16 protein-coding genes are annotated in these 17,543 nt (G+C 41.3%); 1 reads left to right on the top strand and 15 read right to left on the bottom strand.

All coding sequences use genetic code 11. The features are described 5' to 3' along the window. Positions 1-89: 89 nt before the first annotated feature. The 14 genes from AC1TO4_RS15580 to AC1TO4_RS15515 all read right to left on the bottom strand — a co-directional run bounded on the left by AC1TO4_RS15580 (position 90) and on the right by AC1TO4_RS15515 (position 14,203). Entirely contained in the window at positions 90-1,145 is a 1,056-nt protein-coding gene (locus tag AC1TO4_RS15580; RefSeq protein ID WP_482106093.1) for a YkvI family membrane protein, read from the bottom strand. A 174-nt stretch (positions 1,146-1,319) separates the two neighbouring features. After that, positions 1,320-1,835, bottom strand: coding sequence for a type 1 glutamine amidotransferase domain-containing protein (locus AC1TO4_RS15575; protein ID WP_482106092.1), 516 nt, complete (start codon positions 1,833-1,835; stop codon positions 1,320-1,322). A gap of 63 nt (positions 1,836-1,898) precedes the next feature. After that, on the bottom strand, positions 1,899-2,492 hold the full coding sequence (locus AC1TO4_RS15570; protein WP_482106091.1) for a DNA-3-methyladenine glycosylase: 594 nt from the start codon (positions 2,490-2,492) through the stop codon (positions 1,899-1,901). Positions 2,493-2,664: 172 nt separating this feature from the next. Beyond that, positions 2,665-3,555, bottom strand: a complete 891-nt coding sequence (locus tag AC1TO4_RS15565) for a glycine betaine ABC transporter substrate-binding protein (protein WP_482106090.1) — start codon at positions 3,553-3,555, stop codon at positions 2,665-2,667. 13 nt (positions 3,556-3,568) lie between these two features. Further along, positions 3,569-4,207 carry an ABC transporter permease gene (locus tag AC1TO4_RS15560; RefSeq protein ID WP_482101478.1) on the bottom strand — a complete coding sequence of 213 codons (639 nt, stop codon included), beginning with the start codon at positions 4,205-4,207 and terminating at the stop codon, positions 3,569-3,571. Further along, the gene (locus tag AC1TO4_RS15555; RefSeq protein WP_482106089.1) at positions 4,204-5,172 is read right to left on the bottom strand and encodes an ABC transporter ATP-binding protein; all 969 of its coding nucleotides are present in this window, start codon (positions 5,170-5,172) and stop codon (positions 4,204-4,206) included. Before AC1TO4_RS15555 ends, AC1TO4_RS15560 begins: the two co-directional genes overlap by 4 nt. 111 nt (positions 5,173-5,283) lie before the next feature. Beyond that, positions 5,284-5,931, bottom strand: coding sequence for a uracil-DNA glycosylase (locus AC1TO4_RS15550; protein WP_482106088.1), 648 nt, complete (start codon positions 5,929-5,931; stop codon positions 5,284-5,286). Positions 5,932-6,233: 302 nt separating this feature from the next. Further along, the gene (locus tag AC1TO4_RS15545; RefSeq protein ID WP_482106114.1) at positions 6,234-7,376 is read right to left on the bottom strand and encodes an MFS transporter; all 1,143 of its coding nucleotides are present in this window, start codon (positions 7,374-7,376) and stop codon (positions 6,234-6,236) included. A gap of 148 nt (positions 7,377-7,524) precedes the next feature. After that, positions 7,525-8,334, bottom strand: coding sequence for a zinc transporter ZupT (zupT, locus tag AC1TO4_RS15540; protein WP_482106087.1), 810 nt, complete (start codon positions 8,332-8,334; stop codon positions 7,525-7,527). Between the two features lie 1,032 nt (positions 8,335-9,366). Then, on the bottom strand, positions 9,367-10,338 hold the full coding sequence (locus tag AC1TO4_RS15535; protein WP_482106086.1) for a siderophore ABC transporter substrate-binding protein: 972 nt from the start codon (positions 10,336-10,338) through the stop codon (positions 9,367-9,369). An 87-nt stretch (positions 10,339-10,425) separates the two neighbouring features. After that, positions 10,426-11,187, bottom strand: coding sequence for an iron ABC transporter ATP-binding protein (locus tag AC1TO4_RS15530; protein ID WP_482101483.1), 762 nt, complete (start codon positions 11,185-11,187; stop codon positions 10,426-10,428). Then, positions 11,184-12,134, bottom strand: coding sequence for an iron chelate uptake ABC transporter family permease subunit (locus AC1TO4_RS15525; RefSeq protein ID WP_482106085.1), 951 nt, complete (start codon positions 12,132-12,134; stop codon positions 11,184-11,186). Before AC1TO4_RS15525 ends, AC1TO4_RS15530 begins: the two co-directional genes overlap by 4 nt. Further along, the gene (locus tag AC1TO4_RS15520) at positions 12,127-13,077 is read right to left on the bottom strand and encodes an ABC transporter permease (RefSeq protein ID WP_482101485.1); all 951 of its coding nucleotides are present in this window, start codon (positions 13,075-13,077) and stop codon (positions 12,127-12,129) included. The genes AC1TO4_RS15525 and AC1TO4_RS15520 overlap by 8 nt, the downstream gene beginning before the upstream one ends. A gap of 247 nt (positions 13,078-13,324) precedes the next feature. Further along, positions 13,325-14,203: a DUF6612 family protein gene (locus AC1TO4_RS15515; protein ID WP_482106084.1), complete on the bottom strand. Its 879-nt coding sequence runs from the start codon at positions 14,201-14,203 to the stop codon at positions 13,325-13,327. 221 nt (positions 14,204-14,424) lie between these two features. Here AC1TO4_RS15515 and AC1TO4_RS15510 point away from each other — a divergent pair, with 221 nt between their 5' ends. Continuing rightward, entirely contained in the window at positions 14,425-16,143 is a 1,719-nt protein-coding gene (locus AC1TO4_RS15510) for an ABC transporter ATP-binding protein (RefSeq protein WP_482106083.1), read from the top strand. A gap of 99 nt (positions 16,144-16,242) precedes the next feature. Here the strand turns inward: AC1TO4_RS15510 and hflX are convergent, their stop codons facing one another. Then, positions 16,243-17,514: a GTPase HflX gene (gene hflX, locus AC1TO4_RS15505; RefSeq protein WP_482101488.1), complete on the bottom strand. Its 1,272-nt coding sequence runs from the start codon at positions 17,512-17,514 to the stop codon at positions 16,243-16,245. Positions 17,515-17,543 lie beyond the last annotated feature (29 nt).

The raw sequence follows: 17,543 nt of genomic DNA, 5'->3' as shown, positions 1-17,543 counted from the left end.
GTTGAAAACTTCAGTTTAAAGAAGGAACCCCCTTCACTAGATGCATACTCCAGTGAAAGGGGTTCTCTGAATTTATTCTTCTTGATGAATCATCTTTGAGCTTTAGGCGGGAGCTTGAATGAACTGTAAATTAAGACCGCTATAAGCAATAGTCCAAGATAACCGATTAGTGGATAGAAATAAGCCACAAGCTTCGTAAAGCCAACGAAACTCAACACAAACCCGATTACAAGCGTTACTAAAACAAAGTAATTGAATTTCTTCGTATTGATTTGTATGAAACGTGCTCCGAATGAAAAGAACATACTCACAGCTGTATTGAAAATCATTCCGTACAGAACGAATGCCATCAAAATACCTAATATAGGTGATACCTCGTTAATAATTGCCAGCATTGGCAACTCAGAATCTCCGGCCAGTTCAATTTTCGCGAAAATAGCTAAGTGGCTTAATAGGATAAGGATCCCTAGAGCTAGTCCGCCGAGCAATCCACCCCACGCAGCTACTTTCTCATTCTTCTCTGCTCCACCCATGACAAGGGCCATAGAGGCACCAACAGCAATGTTAAACGATACATAGTTTATGGCGGAAATGAACCAGTTCGGCAAAGTTGTTTTCACTGCAAGTGCAGTTGAATTAAGATCTGCGAAAGAGTTTTCCATTGTCACCAAACTGTAGATGGATACAAGAACAACTGCCAGAACCAAGAATGGGGTAATACTACCAATAATGCCCACGACTTTATCGACATTAAGCATAACCGTCAACATGACAAGAACAATCATCAGGAGACTTCCGACAAATGGTGGTAAGCCGAATTGCTGATTTAAGTTCGATCCTGCTCCAGCTATCATAACGACACCAACACCAAACAATGTAAAAATAATTATATAATCAATAAGAATCCCTAAGTATCGACCACTAATTTTGTAAATTACTTCTTTATGTGAAGTAGTCTGCATACGGCTTCCAAGGCGAGTTAGGATCATTCCGAGATATGCAAATAATGCTGTCGAAACAACTGCCCCCGCTGCGCCAAGAAGTCCGAAACTTGTAAAATATTGTAGAATTTCCTGGCCAGAAGCAAATCCTGCACCAACGATAATTCCGATGAAAGCGCTTCCCATTTTAATTACGTTTTTCATGATGTTCCCCCCATTATTTCATCACACATAAAGTTAACAATTACACTAAATAGTCTGAATTTAAACCCTGTGTGTTGTAGTACTGTTCTAACTTATCACTCTTGTGAAACATTTTCAACAAAAAAAAAGGCCAATAGATGGCCTTCAAGAAAATTTTGTTTTTTATATGGATTATTACTTCTCTAGAAGTTTCAAAGATTCTCGATTAAACGCAGGAATATCGTCAGGCGTTCGGCTTGTAACGAGCTGATTTTGACAAACAACAACTTCTTTATCAGCATATTTCGCACCAGCATTTTCCATGTCGATTTTTATCGATTTATAGCCGGTGGCATCTCTACCCTCCAATGCCTTTGCAGTAATCAATAATTGAGGCCCATGACAAATTGCAAATACAGGTTTTTTATCATCCATAAATGTTTTTGCAAACTTTACAAATCGATCATCTGCACGAAGCTGATCCGGTGAAAAACCTCCTGGAATGAATAATGCATCAAAGTCTGCTGGCTTCACGTTTCCAATACCGTGATCCGTCGTTACTTTTACATTCCCTTTCTTACCTGTCACTACCTTACCTGCCTCTTTTTCAATTGTAACGACTTCATGACCGGCATCTTTAAATGCTTTTGCCGGTTCCGTGTACTCTGAGTCTTCAAACAGATCCGTGATTAAAGTTGCTATTTTAGCCAATTTAAATGCACTCCTTTTTTTGTGTCTACTCTAATACAATACCTCTCATTGCGAATAGTAAACTTAGGATCGGAACTTTGAAACGTAGGGATTATCTTTTTCGAAAAAGCGCCATGGATAGTGGACCGCTTCACCGGAGTTTCCAATACCGACTCGCGGACCTGCCATAATTTCTCTCGGAACAACGCCTTCAGCAATGAATAACGGCTTATCTGACCAATGATGACCATAGTATTGCATGGTCACACCAAGTGCTTTCGATAACTTACCAGGTCCATTCGTCCAATCAGTCATTTTCAAAATCCCCCCTCGGTTTTCCTTTATCATTTCTAATCCGGCCACAGGTTCCGCCCCCCGGATTAAAATAGCATGGGGCGTTCCAATTGGCCCTCCCACAACATTCATCAATGTATGTGTATGCATTTGATACGTATAGACTAACCCAGCAGTTCCAAACATCACTTCAGTCCGTTTCGTTCGCCTATTTTCAAAACTATGTGCCGCCTGATCCTCAGATCCATGATATGCTTCCGTTTCCACAATACGGACAACAATTGTTCCCTCGGGTTGCTCGTGAACGATATATTGCCCTAACAGATTTCGTGCAAGTTCAAGTACGGGTGCCTCGAAAAAAGATTTGTCTATAGGTTTATACATAATAATCGTCCTCCACATCAGTATTACTATTCCCTGGAATTACAATATTAAAATGGGCGAGGTGAATTTGGAAAAACTGCCAACTTAAATATGCGGGTTTTCAATAACACACAGAGAAATATTGTGTATAAATGGAGTAAACCGTTCCCAGTCCAGCGGGAACGGTTTACTCTTATTTCTTAATTAATCCTTTTTCAATCAGGAAATCCTTTGCAACGTCCTCCGGTTTTTCCTTATCCAAATCAACGCGGGCATTCATTTTCAACATATCTTCTTCTGTAATCTTACCTGCAAGGCTATTCAATACTTTTTCAAGATCTGGGAATTTCTTCAATGTTTCTTGACGTACAACTGGCGCTGCATCGTATTTCGGGAAAAATCCGAGATCATCTTCTGTCGTTGCAAGTTCGAACATTTGAATACGACTATCCGTTGTGAAAGCCGGTATAACATCAACATCTCCATTTTTCACCGCTTCATACATTACATTGGGATCTAGGCTTTTTGTATCTTTGAATGTGAATGGATATGAATTTACCATGTCATCGTAGCCGTCACCTTTTCGTTCGTAAAAAGCATGCGGTGCACCGAAAATCATTTCTTCATCCGTCGAAATTGCAACAAGATCAGAATACGTTTTCGCTTGGTATTCTTTATCTTTCGTGAATGCAAGTGTATATCCGTTCTCGAAACCGAGCGGCTCAAGCCACGTTACATTGAATTCATCTTCATAGCCCTTCTTAACTCGTTCAAATACACTTTCAGAACTCTCCCCTGCTTCAGACTCCTCTTTTAAAACGTCTTTCAAACCAGTACCCGTATATTCAACATATAAATCAATATCGCCTTTTTCAAGAGCGGGCGTCATAATTGCAACTTCACCCAATCCATCTTTGTACGTAACTTTATAATCTGTTTCAGATTCAATATATTGACCTAATATATGCGGCAATATAAATTGCTCCGTCCACGGTTTTCCGCTAATTACGATTTCATCTTTACCACCACATGCGCCTAACAGCACCGTTAATGTCAATAAAATAATTCCAATACCTTTTTTCATCTTTCTTCCCCCTTTAATGTTGTACCCCTTTTGGTGTTACCTTCTTCTCTACCCACTTCAGGATGAAATCAAAAGCAATGGCCAGTAATGCGACCGGCAGTGCTCCAGCAAGGACGAGTGCGTTGTTATAGGACTGTAATCCTCGGTAAATGACATCTCCCAGCCCTCCAGCCCCTACGAACGTTGCGAGCGTCGCAATACCGACAGTCAGCACAGTTGCTGTCCGTATACCTGCCATGATGATTGGCAACGCAATCGGAAACTCAATTTTCTTCAAGATTTGATTTGGAGTCATCCCCATTCCACGCCCCGCCTCTATAATTGCTTCATCCACACTCGTGAGACCTGTATATGTATTTCGAACAATCGGCAATAATGCATAAATAATAAGTGCAATAAGAGCAGTTTTTGAACCAATTCCAATTAATGGGACGAGGAAACCGAACAACGCAAGACTGGGTATGGTCTGTAAAATAGCCGCGACACCGATAATCGGTTCTGCGAAACGGCGGTGACGGGCAATAAGCATTCCAGCTGGCAAAGCAATGAGTATTCCAACAGCTAGCGCAACAAGAGAGAGGTAAATATGTTGGAGGAAAGCTTCTGTAATCATATCTGAACGACTCGTCACCGTTTCAATAAAATTCTTCATTCTTTCACCCACCTTCCATTCTCCATCGACGCCTGCAGCAAAGAATGGTGACCGATATATCCAATCACTGCATCATCCTCCGTAACTGCTAACCGGTTCGACGGATGCGCATCCAATACTGCAATGGCCTCATTGACCGTCAACGCAGAAGGTACTTTCCTAACTTCACCTGCCCATGTTTCATCGTAGAACTTAATGAACTCTTTAATAGGTCGTTGACCAAAATTGCGTTGCCTGTCAATACGTCCCTGTCCAATGAATTCACGAACAAACTTAGTTGCTTGGTTTTCTATTAAATCGGCAGGCGAAGACATTTGCTCAATTTCCCCGTCCCGCATGACAATAATTTGATCTGCGATATCGAGCGCTTCATCCATATCATGTGTTACAAATACAATTGTCTTCTTAATTTTCAGCTGTAGCTTTTTCAATTCCTTTTGCAGCTGTTCACGACTAATTGGATCGAGTGCAGAGAACGGCTCGTCCATCAATATAATATTGGGATTGCTCGCAAGTGCTCGACTTACGCCGACTCGCTGCTGTTGTCCCCCCGATAATTCAAAAGGATAGCGTTTTTTGAATACCGACGGATCGAGATCCACCATGTCAAGCAGTTTATTTACACGAACAGCAATTTTCTTTTTATCCCATTTGAGTAATTCAGGAACAAGAGCAATATTTTCTTCAATCGTCATATGAGGAATGAGGCCGATTCGTTGGATGACATAGCCAATTGAACGTCGTAGCTCCACCTCATCCCGTTCGATAATTGGCAGCTCATCAATATAGACGGCTCCTTCAGTTGGCACTTCCAAACGATTGATCATCCGCATAAGCGTCGTTTTTCCGCAACCGGAAGGCCCTATAATAGCCGTCAACTTATTTGTAGGGATTGTCACAGATACATTCTTCAATGCTTTTGTTCCATCATCAAAACGTTTTGTTACATTATCAAAGCGAATCATTGAACTCCTCCTTTTGTAGTTCGTTGCGGCGAAGTCTTCAACCATCTTTCAGCCTCAAGCGAGGTCTTCAACAGTACGACACCCGCTTTCACTTTCTGATGAATCGTTCCACTAGTTCATTCCCTTCAAAATACGACCAATTTTCAACCAATCTGCATCTAGTGAAGGTCTATGTGAAGGCCTGTAAAAGATTGATGCGGGATGAAATGTCGGTACAATCTTGTACAACTTTTTTGTCTTGTTGAAGGTCGTGTCATCCAGTTCGTTTAAATACTGAATGGGTCGCTCCAACAGCTGTCCGTGGAGTTCGGTCACCTTCATGCCTTTTCCAAGTAACCTCTGCAACCCGACGTTACCAAGCGTGACAATGAGCTTCGGTTCAATGTTTGCCAGTTCATAATCCAGAATGGGAGCATGTGACAGAATTTCTTTTATCGTCGGAGGTCGATTATATTTCCGTTCTGTCGTTGTTCCATCACGGTTATTTTTTGTTCCCCATCTATATGGCCTGCTTCGGACCGCACTTGTAATATAAACGTCTTCACGCGTTAATCCAATTGTCGCAAGTGACTTCATCAATTCCTTCCCTGCACGGCCTATAAAGGGAATACCATCGACCAATTCAAATTCTCCAGGCGCTTCACCGATTAGCATCAGTTCGGGATTTCTGGGACCTTCTCCGTAAATAAACCCCTCTACAGGAAAACCTTCTATCCGTTTTCTACCAAGACTCGCAATTGATTCAGGAATACGAAACATCTAAACACCTCCAACTTGTGTTTTCATTCTACCAAAATAAGCCTTTCCATCAAAAGGAAAGACTCCGTACGTTATCGCTATTGGCGTGTCGTGTTGTTTAGTATTCAAATTAGCCCTGATGCTTTAATGACAGTAGAATTGATCTATTCATACGCCCCCGTCAAAATACCATTCACCTTACATTGTTCACGAACCGACATTGCCCATCCACTTTGTTCTTACCCTTCTTACTTATAGATATAGAAGGAAGTTTTAATAGTATGAACTAAAAAAGACCTACCTAACATAAGGCAGGTCCAACTTCATTCCAATTCCATTTGTTTCGTCTCTGTCCCTAAAAACACAACAGCTATTACACCAATAATTATCGCACCGCAGAAGATACCAAATACTGTTTCGAAACCATAGCCTGCCGCAAGTAGTGAACCTACGAGCAACGGCCCAAAAATACCACCGATACGTCCTACCGCAGCCGCCATTCCGGAACCCGTTGCACGGATTGCAGTGGGATATTGTTCTGGAGAATATGCATACAATGCTCCCCATGCCCCTAAATTAAAGAAAGATAGCAATGCACCCGAAATAAGTAACAGCGGAAGCGTCTCTGCATTGCCGAAAAGCAACGCACTTGCCGCAGTTCCAATAAGATATGTGGCGAGAACAAATTTCCGGCCTGCTCTTTCAATTAACCAAGCTGCTGTGAAGTAGCCCGGCAACTGTGCAAGCGTCATAATGAGAACGTATTTGAAGCTGTGAATCAAATCAAAGCCTTTCATTACCATGACACTCGGTAACCAAAGAAACATACCATAATACGAGAATACGACCGTGAACCAGACAATCCACAACATAAGCGTCCTTCGTGCATACTTCTTCGACCAAATTATCCTAATTTTTTCGCCAGCTGACTGTTTCGGTTTTCCATCTGCCACGAACTTTGGAGAATCTGGCAATTTCCTTCTAAGGTAAATGGCATAAAAAGCTGGAAGTGCTGTAATTATCAAAGCGACTCTCCAACCATAGTCTGGAATGATAAAATAGGCGATTAATGCTGCTATCAACCATCCTGCCGCCCAGAAGCTTTCTAGGAGCACGACAACTCGCCCTCGCTCGTGCGCCGCAACACTCTCAGATACTAGCGTTGATGCGACAGGTAATTCTCCGCCAAGACCTGCTCCAACAAAAAAGCGCAGAATGAGAAATGCAGTAAGCGTCATTGTCAGAGCTGATAAACCGCTTGCAACTGAGAATAGAACTAACGTCATCATAAAGACGTTTTTTCGTCCAATCCGATCTGCAAGCAGGCCAAAACCAAATGCACCGAAAGCCATCCCAATGGAGTTGACACTTCCTATCCAACCCATTTCAGTTGGTGTCAGATGCCACTCCAATGCAAGTGCTGCTATAACAAAGGAGAGAATTCCGACGTCCATCGCGTCGAACATCCAGCCCGTTCCAGCAAGTACTAATAATTTATTTCTTGAAATCCCCTGTTTGTTTTTTTTCACAATCCCCTGCACCTCGTTGTCCGGTTTATTTAAGTGTCTTTACACCTGTCATTATACCCCGTACAACAAAGTGACACAATGTTTTTTAAATCACTAGAACAAGACTTACTGCCATTACTGCCATTCCTGCCATAAAGCCATAAACCGATAAATGCGCTTCGCCATATTCTCTCGCTGCCGGTAGCAGTTCATCGATAGAGATGAATACCATAATCCCTGCAACCGCGGCAAAAATGACGCCAAACATTACACCGTTTAAATAAGGCATTAAAATTAGAAATGCTACTATAGCACCAAGAGGTTCAGCTAATCCCGACAAAAAGGATAATTTGAATGCTTGTTTCCGATTACCCGTCGCGAAATAAATGGGGATAGCAACCGCAATACCTTCGGGAATGTTGTGAATTGCAACCGCGATGGCAATCGCAATACCGAGCGTTGGATCCTGCAATGCAGATGTGAACGTCGCAATACCTTCAGGAAAGTTATGAATTGCAATGGCTAGTGCCGTGAACATACCCATTTTCTTCAGTTTGGCATATTCATCATTCGTTGGACCCGCATTAACATCCTCAACACTCTTCACTTCATGCGGATTTCCAATTGCAGGAATGAGACGATCAATTAAGGCGATAAGTAGCATTCCCCCGAAAAAACCGGCGATAGTTGCCCAATAGCCATTGGTTAGTCCAAGATCTAATACAAGTGCGTCTTTAGCTTTTACAAATATCTCAACAAGTGAAACGTAAATCATTACACCTGCAGAAAAACCAAGTGCTATTGAGAGAAATTTCGTATTTGTTCTTTTCGTAAAAAATGCAAGTAAACTTCCAATCCCAGTTGCTAGCCCTGCAAATAGTGTTAGGGCGAATGCAAATACTACAGTTCCGTCCATTTGCACATCTTCTTTCTATTTCTAAGTTAAAACTAGTGTATGCTATAAGTTTCCCTTACACAACATTATAATGAGTCTTATCAAATATATATGTTGAAATCAAGCTTTCCTTTGAACCGCTTCGGTGTTTTGTGGATGCCCCTTGCGCTGGATGGTCTATGTTAGAAAGCGTATTTCGTTATCTATTATTACGAAGACTATTATTAAATATCCCAATACAGTGAAACGAATCAGAAAACCTACTAATATCACTTCGACGCTTTGTGGATGCTTCGCTGGATAGTCTCTATGTAGGAAAGCGCATTTCATTATCTATCATTAGGTAAGCCATTATAAATGTCCCAATACATGGAGAATACTTCAGAAAGCCCGCTAATACCGCTTCGACGCTTTGTGGATGCCTCCCGCGATAAGCCGGAAAGAAGACCACTTTCAGTCTTATCGCTCCGGCTACCACGAAGTCGCGCCTTCGCTAGATAGTCTATATAAGAATGTGCATTTCGTTATCGGGGATTAAACCTGCAACTTTTAGTGCTTTCTTTTAAGAATTAAATTAGTGTCAGATAGTAATCACATTATAATTTCAGCCTATACATCCCAGTATCACTATATAATTTACACACCAAATCGCAACTCTATCGATATATGTACACTCCAGCGCAGGCGCGGCAAAGGGGTAGCCGAAGCCGTGAGACTGGATGCGAAGCGCTAATCCAGGCTCAGGGCCAGAGGCATCCCCAAAGCGCCAAGCGATCTAAAATGTACACTCTGAATTACAACTCCATCAATAATGAACCCTCCAGCGAAGGCGCGGCAAAGGGGTAGCCGAAGCCGTAAGACTGGATGTGAAGCGCTAATCCAGGCTTACGGTGAGAGGCATCCCCAGAGCGCCAAGCGATCTATATTCAAACTATATTTTATGTGCAGTATTGTAATTTTGATTTCCCAGCTGTAACCGACAGCTATAAGTGAATACTGCTTAACAAAAAAAGAGCCAACACACTTTTTAGTGTGCTGGCTCTTTTGCTATTATTACAATACTTCTTCGACTTCTTTAACCATTTCTTTCACAGACTGAAGTCCGCCTCCAGATAGGTACCAATAGTTCGGATCTAGATAAATGATTTTACCGTCTTGATAAGCATTTGTTTTCTTAACAAGGTCGTTTTCAATCGAATCTTTTGCACTTGAATCTCCGCCAACCGCAGCGTCACGGTCTATAACAAAGAGAATGTCCGGGTTCGTTTCAAGGATATATTCGAATGTGATGCTTTGACCATGTGTAGACACTTCAAGATTTTCATCAGCTGCTGCAAAGCCAAATACGTCATGAATAATACCAAAACGTGAACTCGGTCCATAAGCACTTACTTTTCCTTCATTTCCAAGAACGATCAATGATTTAGCATCACTCTTGCTGGCTTCTTCATTAATTGCTGCAATTCTTTCATCAATGTCCGCAAGTTCTGCTTTCATTTCATCTTCCTTATCAAAGAGCTCTGCAACCGTTTCCATGTTGGTTTTGAATGACTCCATATAGTTTGCTGTATCTACACCTACAAAGACTGTTGGAGCAATTTCACTCAATTCCTCATACATAGCAGATTGACGATCTGAGATGAAAATCACATCTGGCTGCATTGCATGGATTGCTTCAAAATCAGGCTCTTTAAGACCTCCAACGTTCGTGTACTTTGAATCCTCGTATTGAGACAAGTATGAAGGAACGTTCATTTGTGGGACACCTGCAACTTCAACGCCAAGCTCGTCAAGCGTGTCTAGCATACCAAAATCGAATACGACAATTTTTTTAGGGTTTTTTTCCACTGTAGTTTCGCCTAGGTCGTGCGTAATTACCATTTGTTCTGCTGTTTCGGTTTCTTCAACATTTGGTTCTGTTTTGTCTCCAGTTGCTTTATCGTCCGCAGCATCATCATTCGTTCCACAAGCTGCAAGTAAAGCAATTAATGCGAACATCATCATTGTCATTAGTAGTTTCTTCATCAAAAACCATCCTTTTAGTTTTATTGTTAGTTTAATTTTTCCGACTCAGATTGATGCCTAAATTCCGGGCGCATTTCGTTCTTCCTATTAAGAATCGAAGTACACACATATTCGGCAATTAGCCATTTGTTTAATCGGAATATCCATATCGTAAATATCTTTTAACGAATCGGAAGTGATAATTTCATCGGTCGGACCATCTTTGACAACGCGTCCCTCTTTTAACGCAACAATGCGGTCAGAGTAAACGGATGCAAAGTTAATGTCGTGCAGCACGATGACGACTGTTTTACCAAGATCGTCTACAAGTCTTCTCAATATCTTCATAATCTGAACGGAATGCTTCATATCTAGACTATTGAGCGGTTCGTCAAGCAAGATATAATCCGTATCCTGGGCGATAACCATCGCAATGAATGCACGCTGACGTTGGCCACCTGATAATTCGTCCAGATAATCGTGTTGCATGCTCATTAAATCCATATAATCCATTGCTTGCTCGACAAGCCGTAAGTCTTCTGCAGTTAGTTTGCCCCTGGAATGTGGGAAACGACCGAACGATACTAGTTCACGGATTGTCAAACGAACGTTCATGAAATTAGATTGCTTTAATATGGAAACTCTTTTTGAAAACTCATTTGAATTCATCTGTTTAACATTATCTTTATCAACGAGTACTTCACCCGTATCTGCATCGAGAAGACGGCTAACCATTGAAAGGAGCGTTGATTTACCCGCACCATTTGGACCGATGAAAGATGTGATCTTTCCGCGATGAATATTCACATTCACCTTTTCAACGACCGCTTTTTTACCATAAAACTTTGACAGTTCACGGACCTGGATCATGTAGATCGACTCTCCTTTAATAGTAAGTAGATGAAGTAAACGCCACCGATGAAGTTAATAATCACACTGAGTGTCGTAGAGAAAGTGAAGACTCTTTCGACAACCCATTGTCCACCTACAAGGGCGATGATACTCATAATAGAAGCACCAGCGATTAAAACGGTGTGCTTATATGATTTAAAAAACTGATAAGACAAATTCGCGACAATCAGACCGAAGAATGTAATCGGTCCGACAAGTGCAGTAGAAACCGCGATTAGTACAGCGGACAATACAAGCATCGTTTTGACGACTTTGTCATAAGATACGCCTAAGTTAATGGCGGTATCCCTTCCAAGCGAGAGCACGTCGAGTTCGTTAATATACCTCCAGCCAATTAGTAAGCTGATAGCAACAATCCCAAGTGCCCACCAAACGAGGTCTCCGCTGACGTTATTGAAACTTGCAAACATCATATCCTGTACGAGCATGAATTCATTCGGATCAATGAGCACTTGCAGAAACGTCGAAATGCTTCCAAAAAATGTTCCGACAATGATTCCGACAAGCAACAGAAAGTAAATTGGCTGTTTGCCTCCTCGGAATAAAAAGCGGTAGAGGAGAAGCGCGAATACAACCATTGCAGAAACAGATAATATGAAATTCACATGTGTATTGACAATGGCCATATGCCCTGAACCAAGGAAGAAAATAATGGCGGTCTGTAACAATAAGTATAGTGAGTCCAGCCCCATAATGCTCGGTGTCAAAATGCGGTTATGTGTGATTGTCTGAAAAATGACAGTTGAATACGCTACGGCGACGCCCGTAATGGCCATCGCCATTACTTTGATGCCACGGCGTGGTAATGCATAGTCAAAACTTCCGTTTAATCCTTGAAAAAGATACAAAGCACAGGAGATAACAGCCAGTACGCCAAGAATGATGAGTTTCGTCGAGTTACGCATAGGCCTTCCTCCTAAACAATAAGTATAGGAAGATTCCGCTGCCGATAACGCCGACCATCAAACTAATTGAAATCTCATAAGGATAGATAAGCACTCTGCCTAAAATATCACAGAGGAGCAAGAATATTGCACCGAGCAGTGCCGTGTGTGGCAATGTCTTCTGTAAATGGTCACCTTTATAGATTGATACAATATTCGGAATGATTAATCCTAGAAATGGAATCATTCCGACTGTTAAAACGACCGTAGTCGTAATCAGTGCAACTAAAATGAGGCCGATATTGACAATCTTCCTATAAGCAAGCCCGAGGTTTTTCGAGAAATCCTCACCCATTCCTGCAACCGTAAATCGGTTTGCATACAGATAAGTAATGATTAGCACGGGTATGCTTATGTATAGAAGTTCATAACGTCCTTTCATAATCATCGAAAAATCACCTTGTAACCATGCCGACATATTTTGAATAACGTTTGCTTTATAAGCAAAAAACGTCGTAATCGATGACAAAATATTACCGAACATAAGCCCGACGAGTGGAATGAAAATCGCATCCTTGAATTTAATACGATCAAGGATTTGCATAAACAGTAGCGTGCCGGCAAGCGCGAATACAAATGCGACAATCATCTTTTCAATCGTGGATGCGTTTGTGAATAACAGCATAGAGACAAGAATCCCAAGCCGCGTTGCATCCAAAGTTCCCGCTGTCGTCGGAGAAACAAATTTGTTCCGGCTCAGCTGTTGCATAATGAGTCCCGCGATACTCATACCTGCTCCTGCAAGGAGAATGGCAACTAGTCGCGGCAAACGGCTGATCAAGAAAATTTCTGTTGCTTCCGAATCAAAATCTAGCAGAGCCATTGGCGTGATACGACTCACCCCTACGAATAACGATAGGAATGAAAGAATGATAAGTGCGATGAATAAGTAACGTATCTTCATAGGAAGCCTCGATATCAATTATTTGCAGCTAATTGAGAATTCATTAATGAAAACCATTATCAATTGGCTACAAATTCAATTATAACATGTCAGAAATAAGTGTCAACGATTAACTGAAAATCATTATCAATTAGAATTGAAGTACTAAATCATAGAACGCTTCGAGTCCTAGATTTCAATCCATTTTCTACATTTCTAGTAATAAAAAGAGGGCGCCAGATTGAATATCTGGCGCCCTCTATCTATCTCACTGACCCATTGTTTCATTGATGTCGACTGCGTTATCAATTACCTCTTGTGGAACTTTAATGTTTTCAATTTCATTAATTTTACTGATGTCTGCTTTTGCTTTTTGGTCGATATGCATTTCTTCGCCTTCAATTTTCATTACCATATCCATATTCACATTGAATGCGTTTGTGTAGAAGGTTTTTTTATCGATAAATATTTCATATTCTAGTACTTTCACGTCTATATTTTCCAACACTTCCGCTTGTTGTTCGTCCATCTCCAAACCAGCAGGTATATTTTCAGATGCTACTTTCTTAAACAACTCATTGAATTTATCTCCTGATGCAGAAAGTTTAAGTATATATTCGTCATCCGTCTGCTCAAATTTAAATTCATCTACAAACTCTTTGAACATATTCATATCAAGTGTTGGGTCTGCCCCACCAGCCATTTGACCAACCATTTCCTCGTACATATCATCCGGAAACTTGATCCACCCCTCTGCTTCAGGGTTACTCATGAAGAAACCATCGTCTGCCATGTACATATCCATGTCCATCTTACCTTGCTCGCCCATATCCACGTTCATATTCAGATACATAGTTAGAGGTTCAATGATCATATCCATGTCCATTTTAATTTTGCTGTCCATTTCCAACTCTTGACTTGGCATCTTTACGAGCTGATCAATTTCCATTTTTGCATGCATACTCTTTTGTTCATCCGAAACTTCCATTGCTTTTTCATATACTTCTTGTGCTGTCATTTCACTTTTGTTTTGAAGTTCTCCTTTCTTTCCTGTCTCTGGATCGGTTTTCGGTTCTGCTGTTGTACTACATGCTCCAAGACCGAGGATTAGAACACCAGTCGCTATACCCTTTATCCACTTTTTCATATCCTTCGCTTCCTTCCAATTCCAGATTTCTTTTACATATACTCATACGACCCGATTCGCAAAGAGTTTCATGATTCGGTGAAATTGAATCATAGTACTCATGCTTCACCATAAATAAATAGAACTACATGCCTTTTATTTCGGTTTCTGAAATTAAAAATCGTTTTTTGTCTTCATCTCCGCTATACTTGCAATTATCAGACAAAAGGGGATTGCATAAAATGATTAAACAATTCTTTTCATACTATAAACCGCACAGGCGGCTTTTCGTTATCGACTTTTCAAGCGCTATTTTTGTAGCGCTGCTTGACCTTGCCTTCCCGGTAGCGGTCAAATGGTTCATTGATGATTTGCTGCCTAAAGGTAATTGGGGGCAGATCATAACAATCAGCATTATTCTACTGCTCATTTATTTACTAAGTACATTCCTACAATATATCGTTAGTTATCTAGGTCACAAACTTGGCATTAATATTGAAACGGATATGCGCCAACAATTGTTCAACCATGTACAGAAACAATCATTCCGTTTCTTCGATAATACCAAAACGGGTCACATTATGAGCCGCATCACCAATGACTTGTTTGACATTGGTGAACTCGCCCACCATGGCCCTGAAGATATTTTCATCGCCATCATGACGCTTATTGGTGCTTTCGCAATTATGTATAGCATTAATCCGGAACTTGCCATAATCGCAATAATTATGGTGCCTTTCCTAATCATTGTCGTGACATTCTGTAATATTAAAATGAATGCTGCATGGCAAAATATGTATGGCAAAATCGCAGATGTCAATGCACGTGTTGAAGATTCCGTATCAGGTTCACGCGTTGTCAAATCATTCACGAACGAGGATTTTGAGATTGCTCGTTTCAGAATAGACAATGGCAATTTTAGAACAGCTAAGTTAGTCGCTTATAAAGTGATGGCATGGACCCATTCCAGTATGTTCATGATGACCCGACTCATTACACTCATCGTACTAGTTGTCGGAGCATGGTTCACATTCAATAACAAATTGTCATACGGCGAGCTCGTAAGTTTTGTCCTTTTCGTTAATGTTCTTATCAAACCTGTCGACAAAATCAGTGCTCTCCTGGAACTGTATCCGAAAGGAATGGCGGGATTCCGTAGGTTCCGCGAATTAATCGACCAGGAACCTGAAATTAGAGATCGTCCAGGAGCGGTAGCTGTCACGCATTTAAATGGTGATATCCTCTTTGATGATGTACATTTCAATTATGACGACAATAAAGCGGTACTCCATGGGATTGACTTGAATATCCACGCAGGTCAAACAGTCGCTTTCGTCGGTCCGTCCGGTGCTGGAAAAACAACGATTTGTTCACTTATTCCACGGTTCTACGATGTCACAGAAGGCTCAATTGCCATTGACGGCATTGATATCCGCAATATGACGCAGCATTCCTTGCGCTCGCAGATTGGCATCGTACAGCAGGACGTCTTTTTGTTCACCGGTACCATTAAAGAGAATATCAGCTACGGTAAATTGGATGCGACAGTCGAAGAAGTAATTGAAGCAGCAAAAAAAGCGCATTTAGAAGACTTCATTGCTGCGCTTCCCCATGGTTACGAAACACAGATTGGGGAACGCGGTTTGAAACTGTCGGGTGGGCAGAAACAGCGTCTTGCCATCGCTCGCATGTTCTTAAAAAACCCGCCAATTCTTATTTTGGATGAAGCAACATCAGCTCTCGATACAGAGACAGAACGAATTATCCAACAGTCGCTCGCTGAACTTGCTGAAAACCGTACAACCCTTGTCATCGCTCATAGACTGGCCACAATTCGTGATGCCGACCGCGTTATCGTTGTTACTGAAAACGGAATCGAGGAGGACGGGAAGTACCATGAACTTGTGAAGAAAGGTGGAATTTTCGCCCGCCTGCATAATAATCAATTTCAAGAGGTTTAATGATTGTAAAAGCGGGCATACTACAATTATCCCACCCCCTTTCTCTTAGATAGAAGGAACAGCACCGCCTGACTTCCCCAAGTCAGGCGGTGCTGTTTTTTAATGGCTAACTATAAATTGCTCAACTTTTGAACGCTCTGATATATCCATTTCAACTGTCATAAGCGTTCCTTCCTCTTCGTACTCCGTATTTTTCACATTTGCATTGTCATTCAAGTAGGAAACGATATCACCACGGTCAAATGGAATGAGCAACTTACACGTGATGTATTGCTCAAAAATCTTCTTCGTAATCAGTTTAATGAGTTCATCCAACCCTTTTCCTTCTTTAGCAGAAATCCAGGCACTATTGTCACTTACTGCTGGATATGGAATTCCAGCCAGATCCGATTTATTGTAAATATTAAGTGTTGGTACATTTTCTACTCCTACCGCTTGCAAGGTATCATTTGTTACTTCCATCATATAATCGTGTTCCGAATTCGATACATCCACAACATGTAAGAGTAAGTCTGCATCACGTGCTTCTTCTAACGTTGAGCGGAAAGCCTTTACAAGGTGATGAGGCAGTTTTGAAACAAAACCAACCGTATCCGTTAAGATGAATTCTTTATTATCCTCTAGTTTCACTTTGCGGATAGATGTATCAAGTGTTGCAAAAAGCATATCCTTTTCAAATACTTGTTTCGCATTGTCAACGTCCATTTTCAGCAGTAATTGATTCATAATTGTTGACTTGCCCGCATTCGTATAACCAACAATCGAAACTACAGGGATACCACTCTTTTTACGCTGTTTCCGCTGTGTTTCCCGCTGATCCTTCACATGATCTAGGTCGCGGCCAAGTTTAGCAATCTGGTCTTCAATTTTCCGGCGATCGAGTTCAAGTTTTGTTTCTCCGGCCCCTTTGTTCTGGACACCACCGCCGGTCCCACCACCTTGTCTACCTAAGGATGCACGTAGTCCAACAAGTCGGGGAAGCATGTATTGTAGCTGAGCAAGTTCTACTTGCATCCGTGACTCACTCGTTCTTGCACGTCTTACGAAAATATCAAGAATGAGCATAGTTCGGTCAATTACTTTACAATCAAGTTCCCGTTCCAGATTACGAATTTGGGAAGGAGACAGTTCATCGTTAAAGATAACAAGATTGGCATCCAACTCTTCGTAAAAACTTTTAATCTCTTCTATTTTGCCTTTCCCGACATACGTAGACGGGTTTCTTTTTTCCATGTTTTGTGTGACTTCCCCGACAACCTCGACTTCAATTGCACTGGCAAGATTCCTCAGTTCTTCCATACCATATTCAAAGTGATCGTCCTTTTGTTCATGGACCCCTACAATTACTGCGCGTTCTATTAATTCTTCCATGGAATTACCCCTTCCAAACAACATTTAAG

The organism is Sporosarcina sp. Y838, from assembly GCF_056786515.1.
This window is presented reverse-complemented; position numbering and strand designations above follow the sequence as displayed.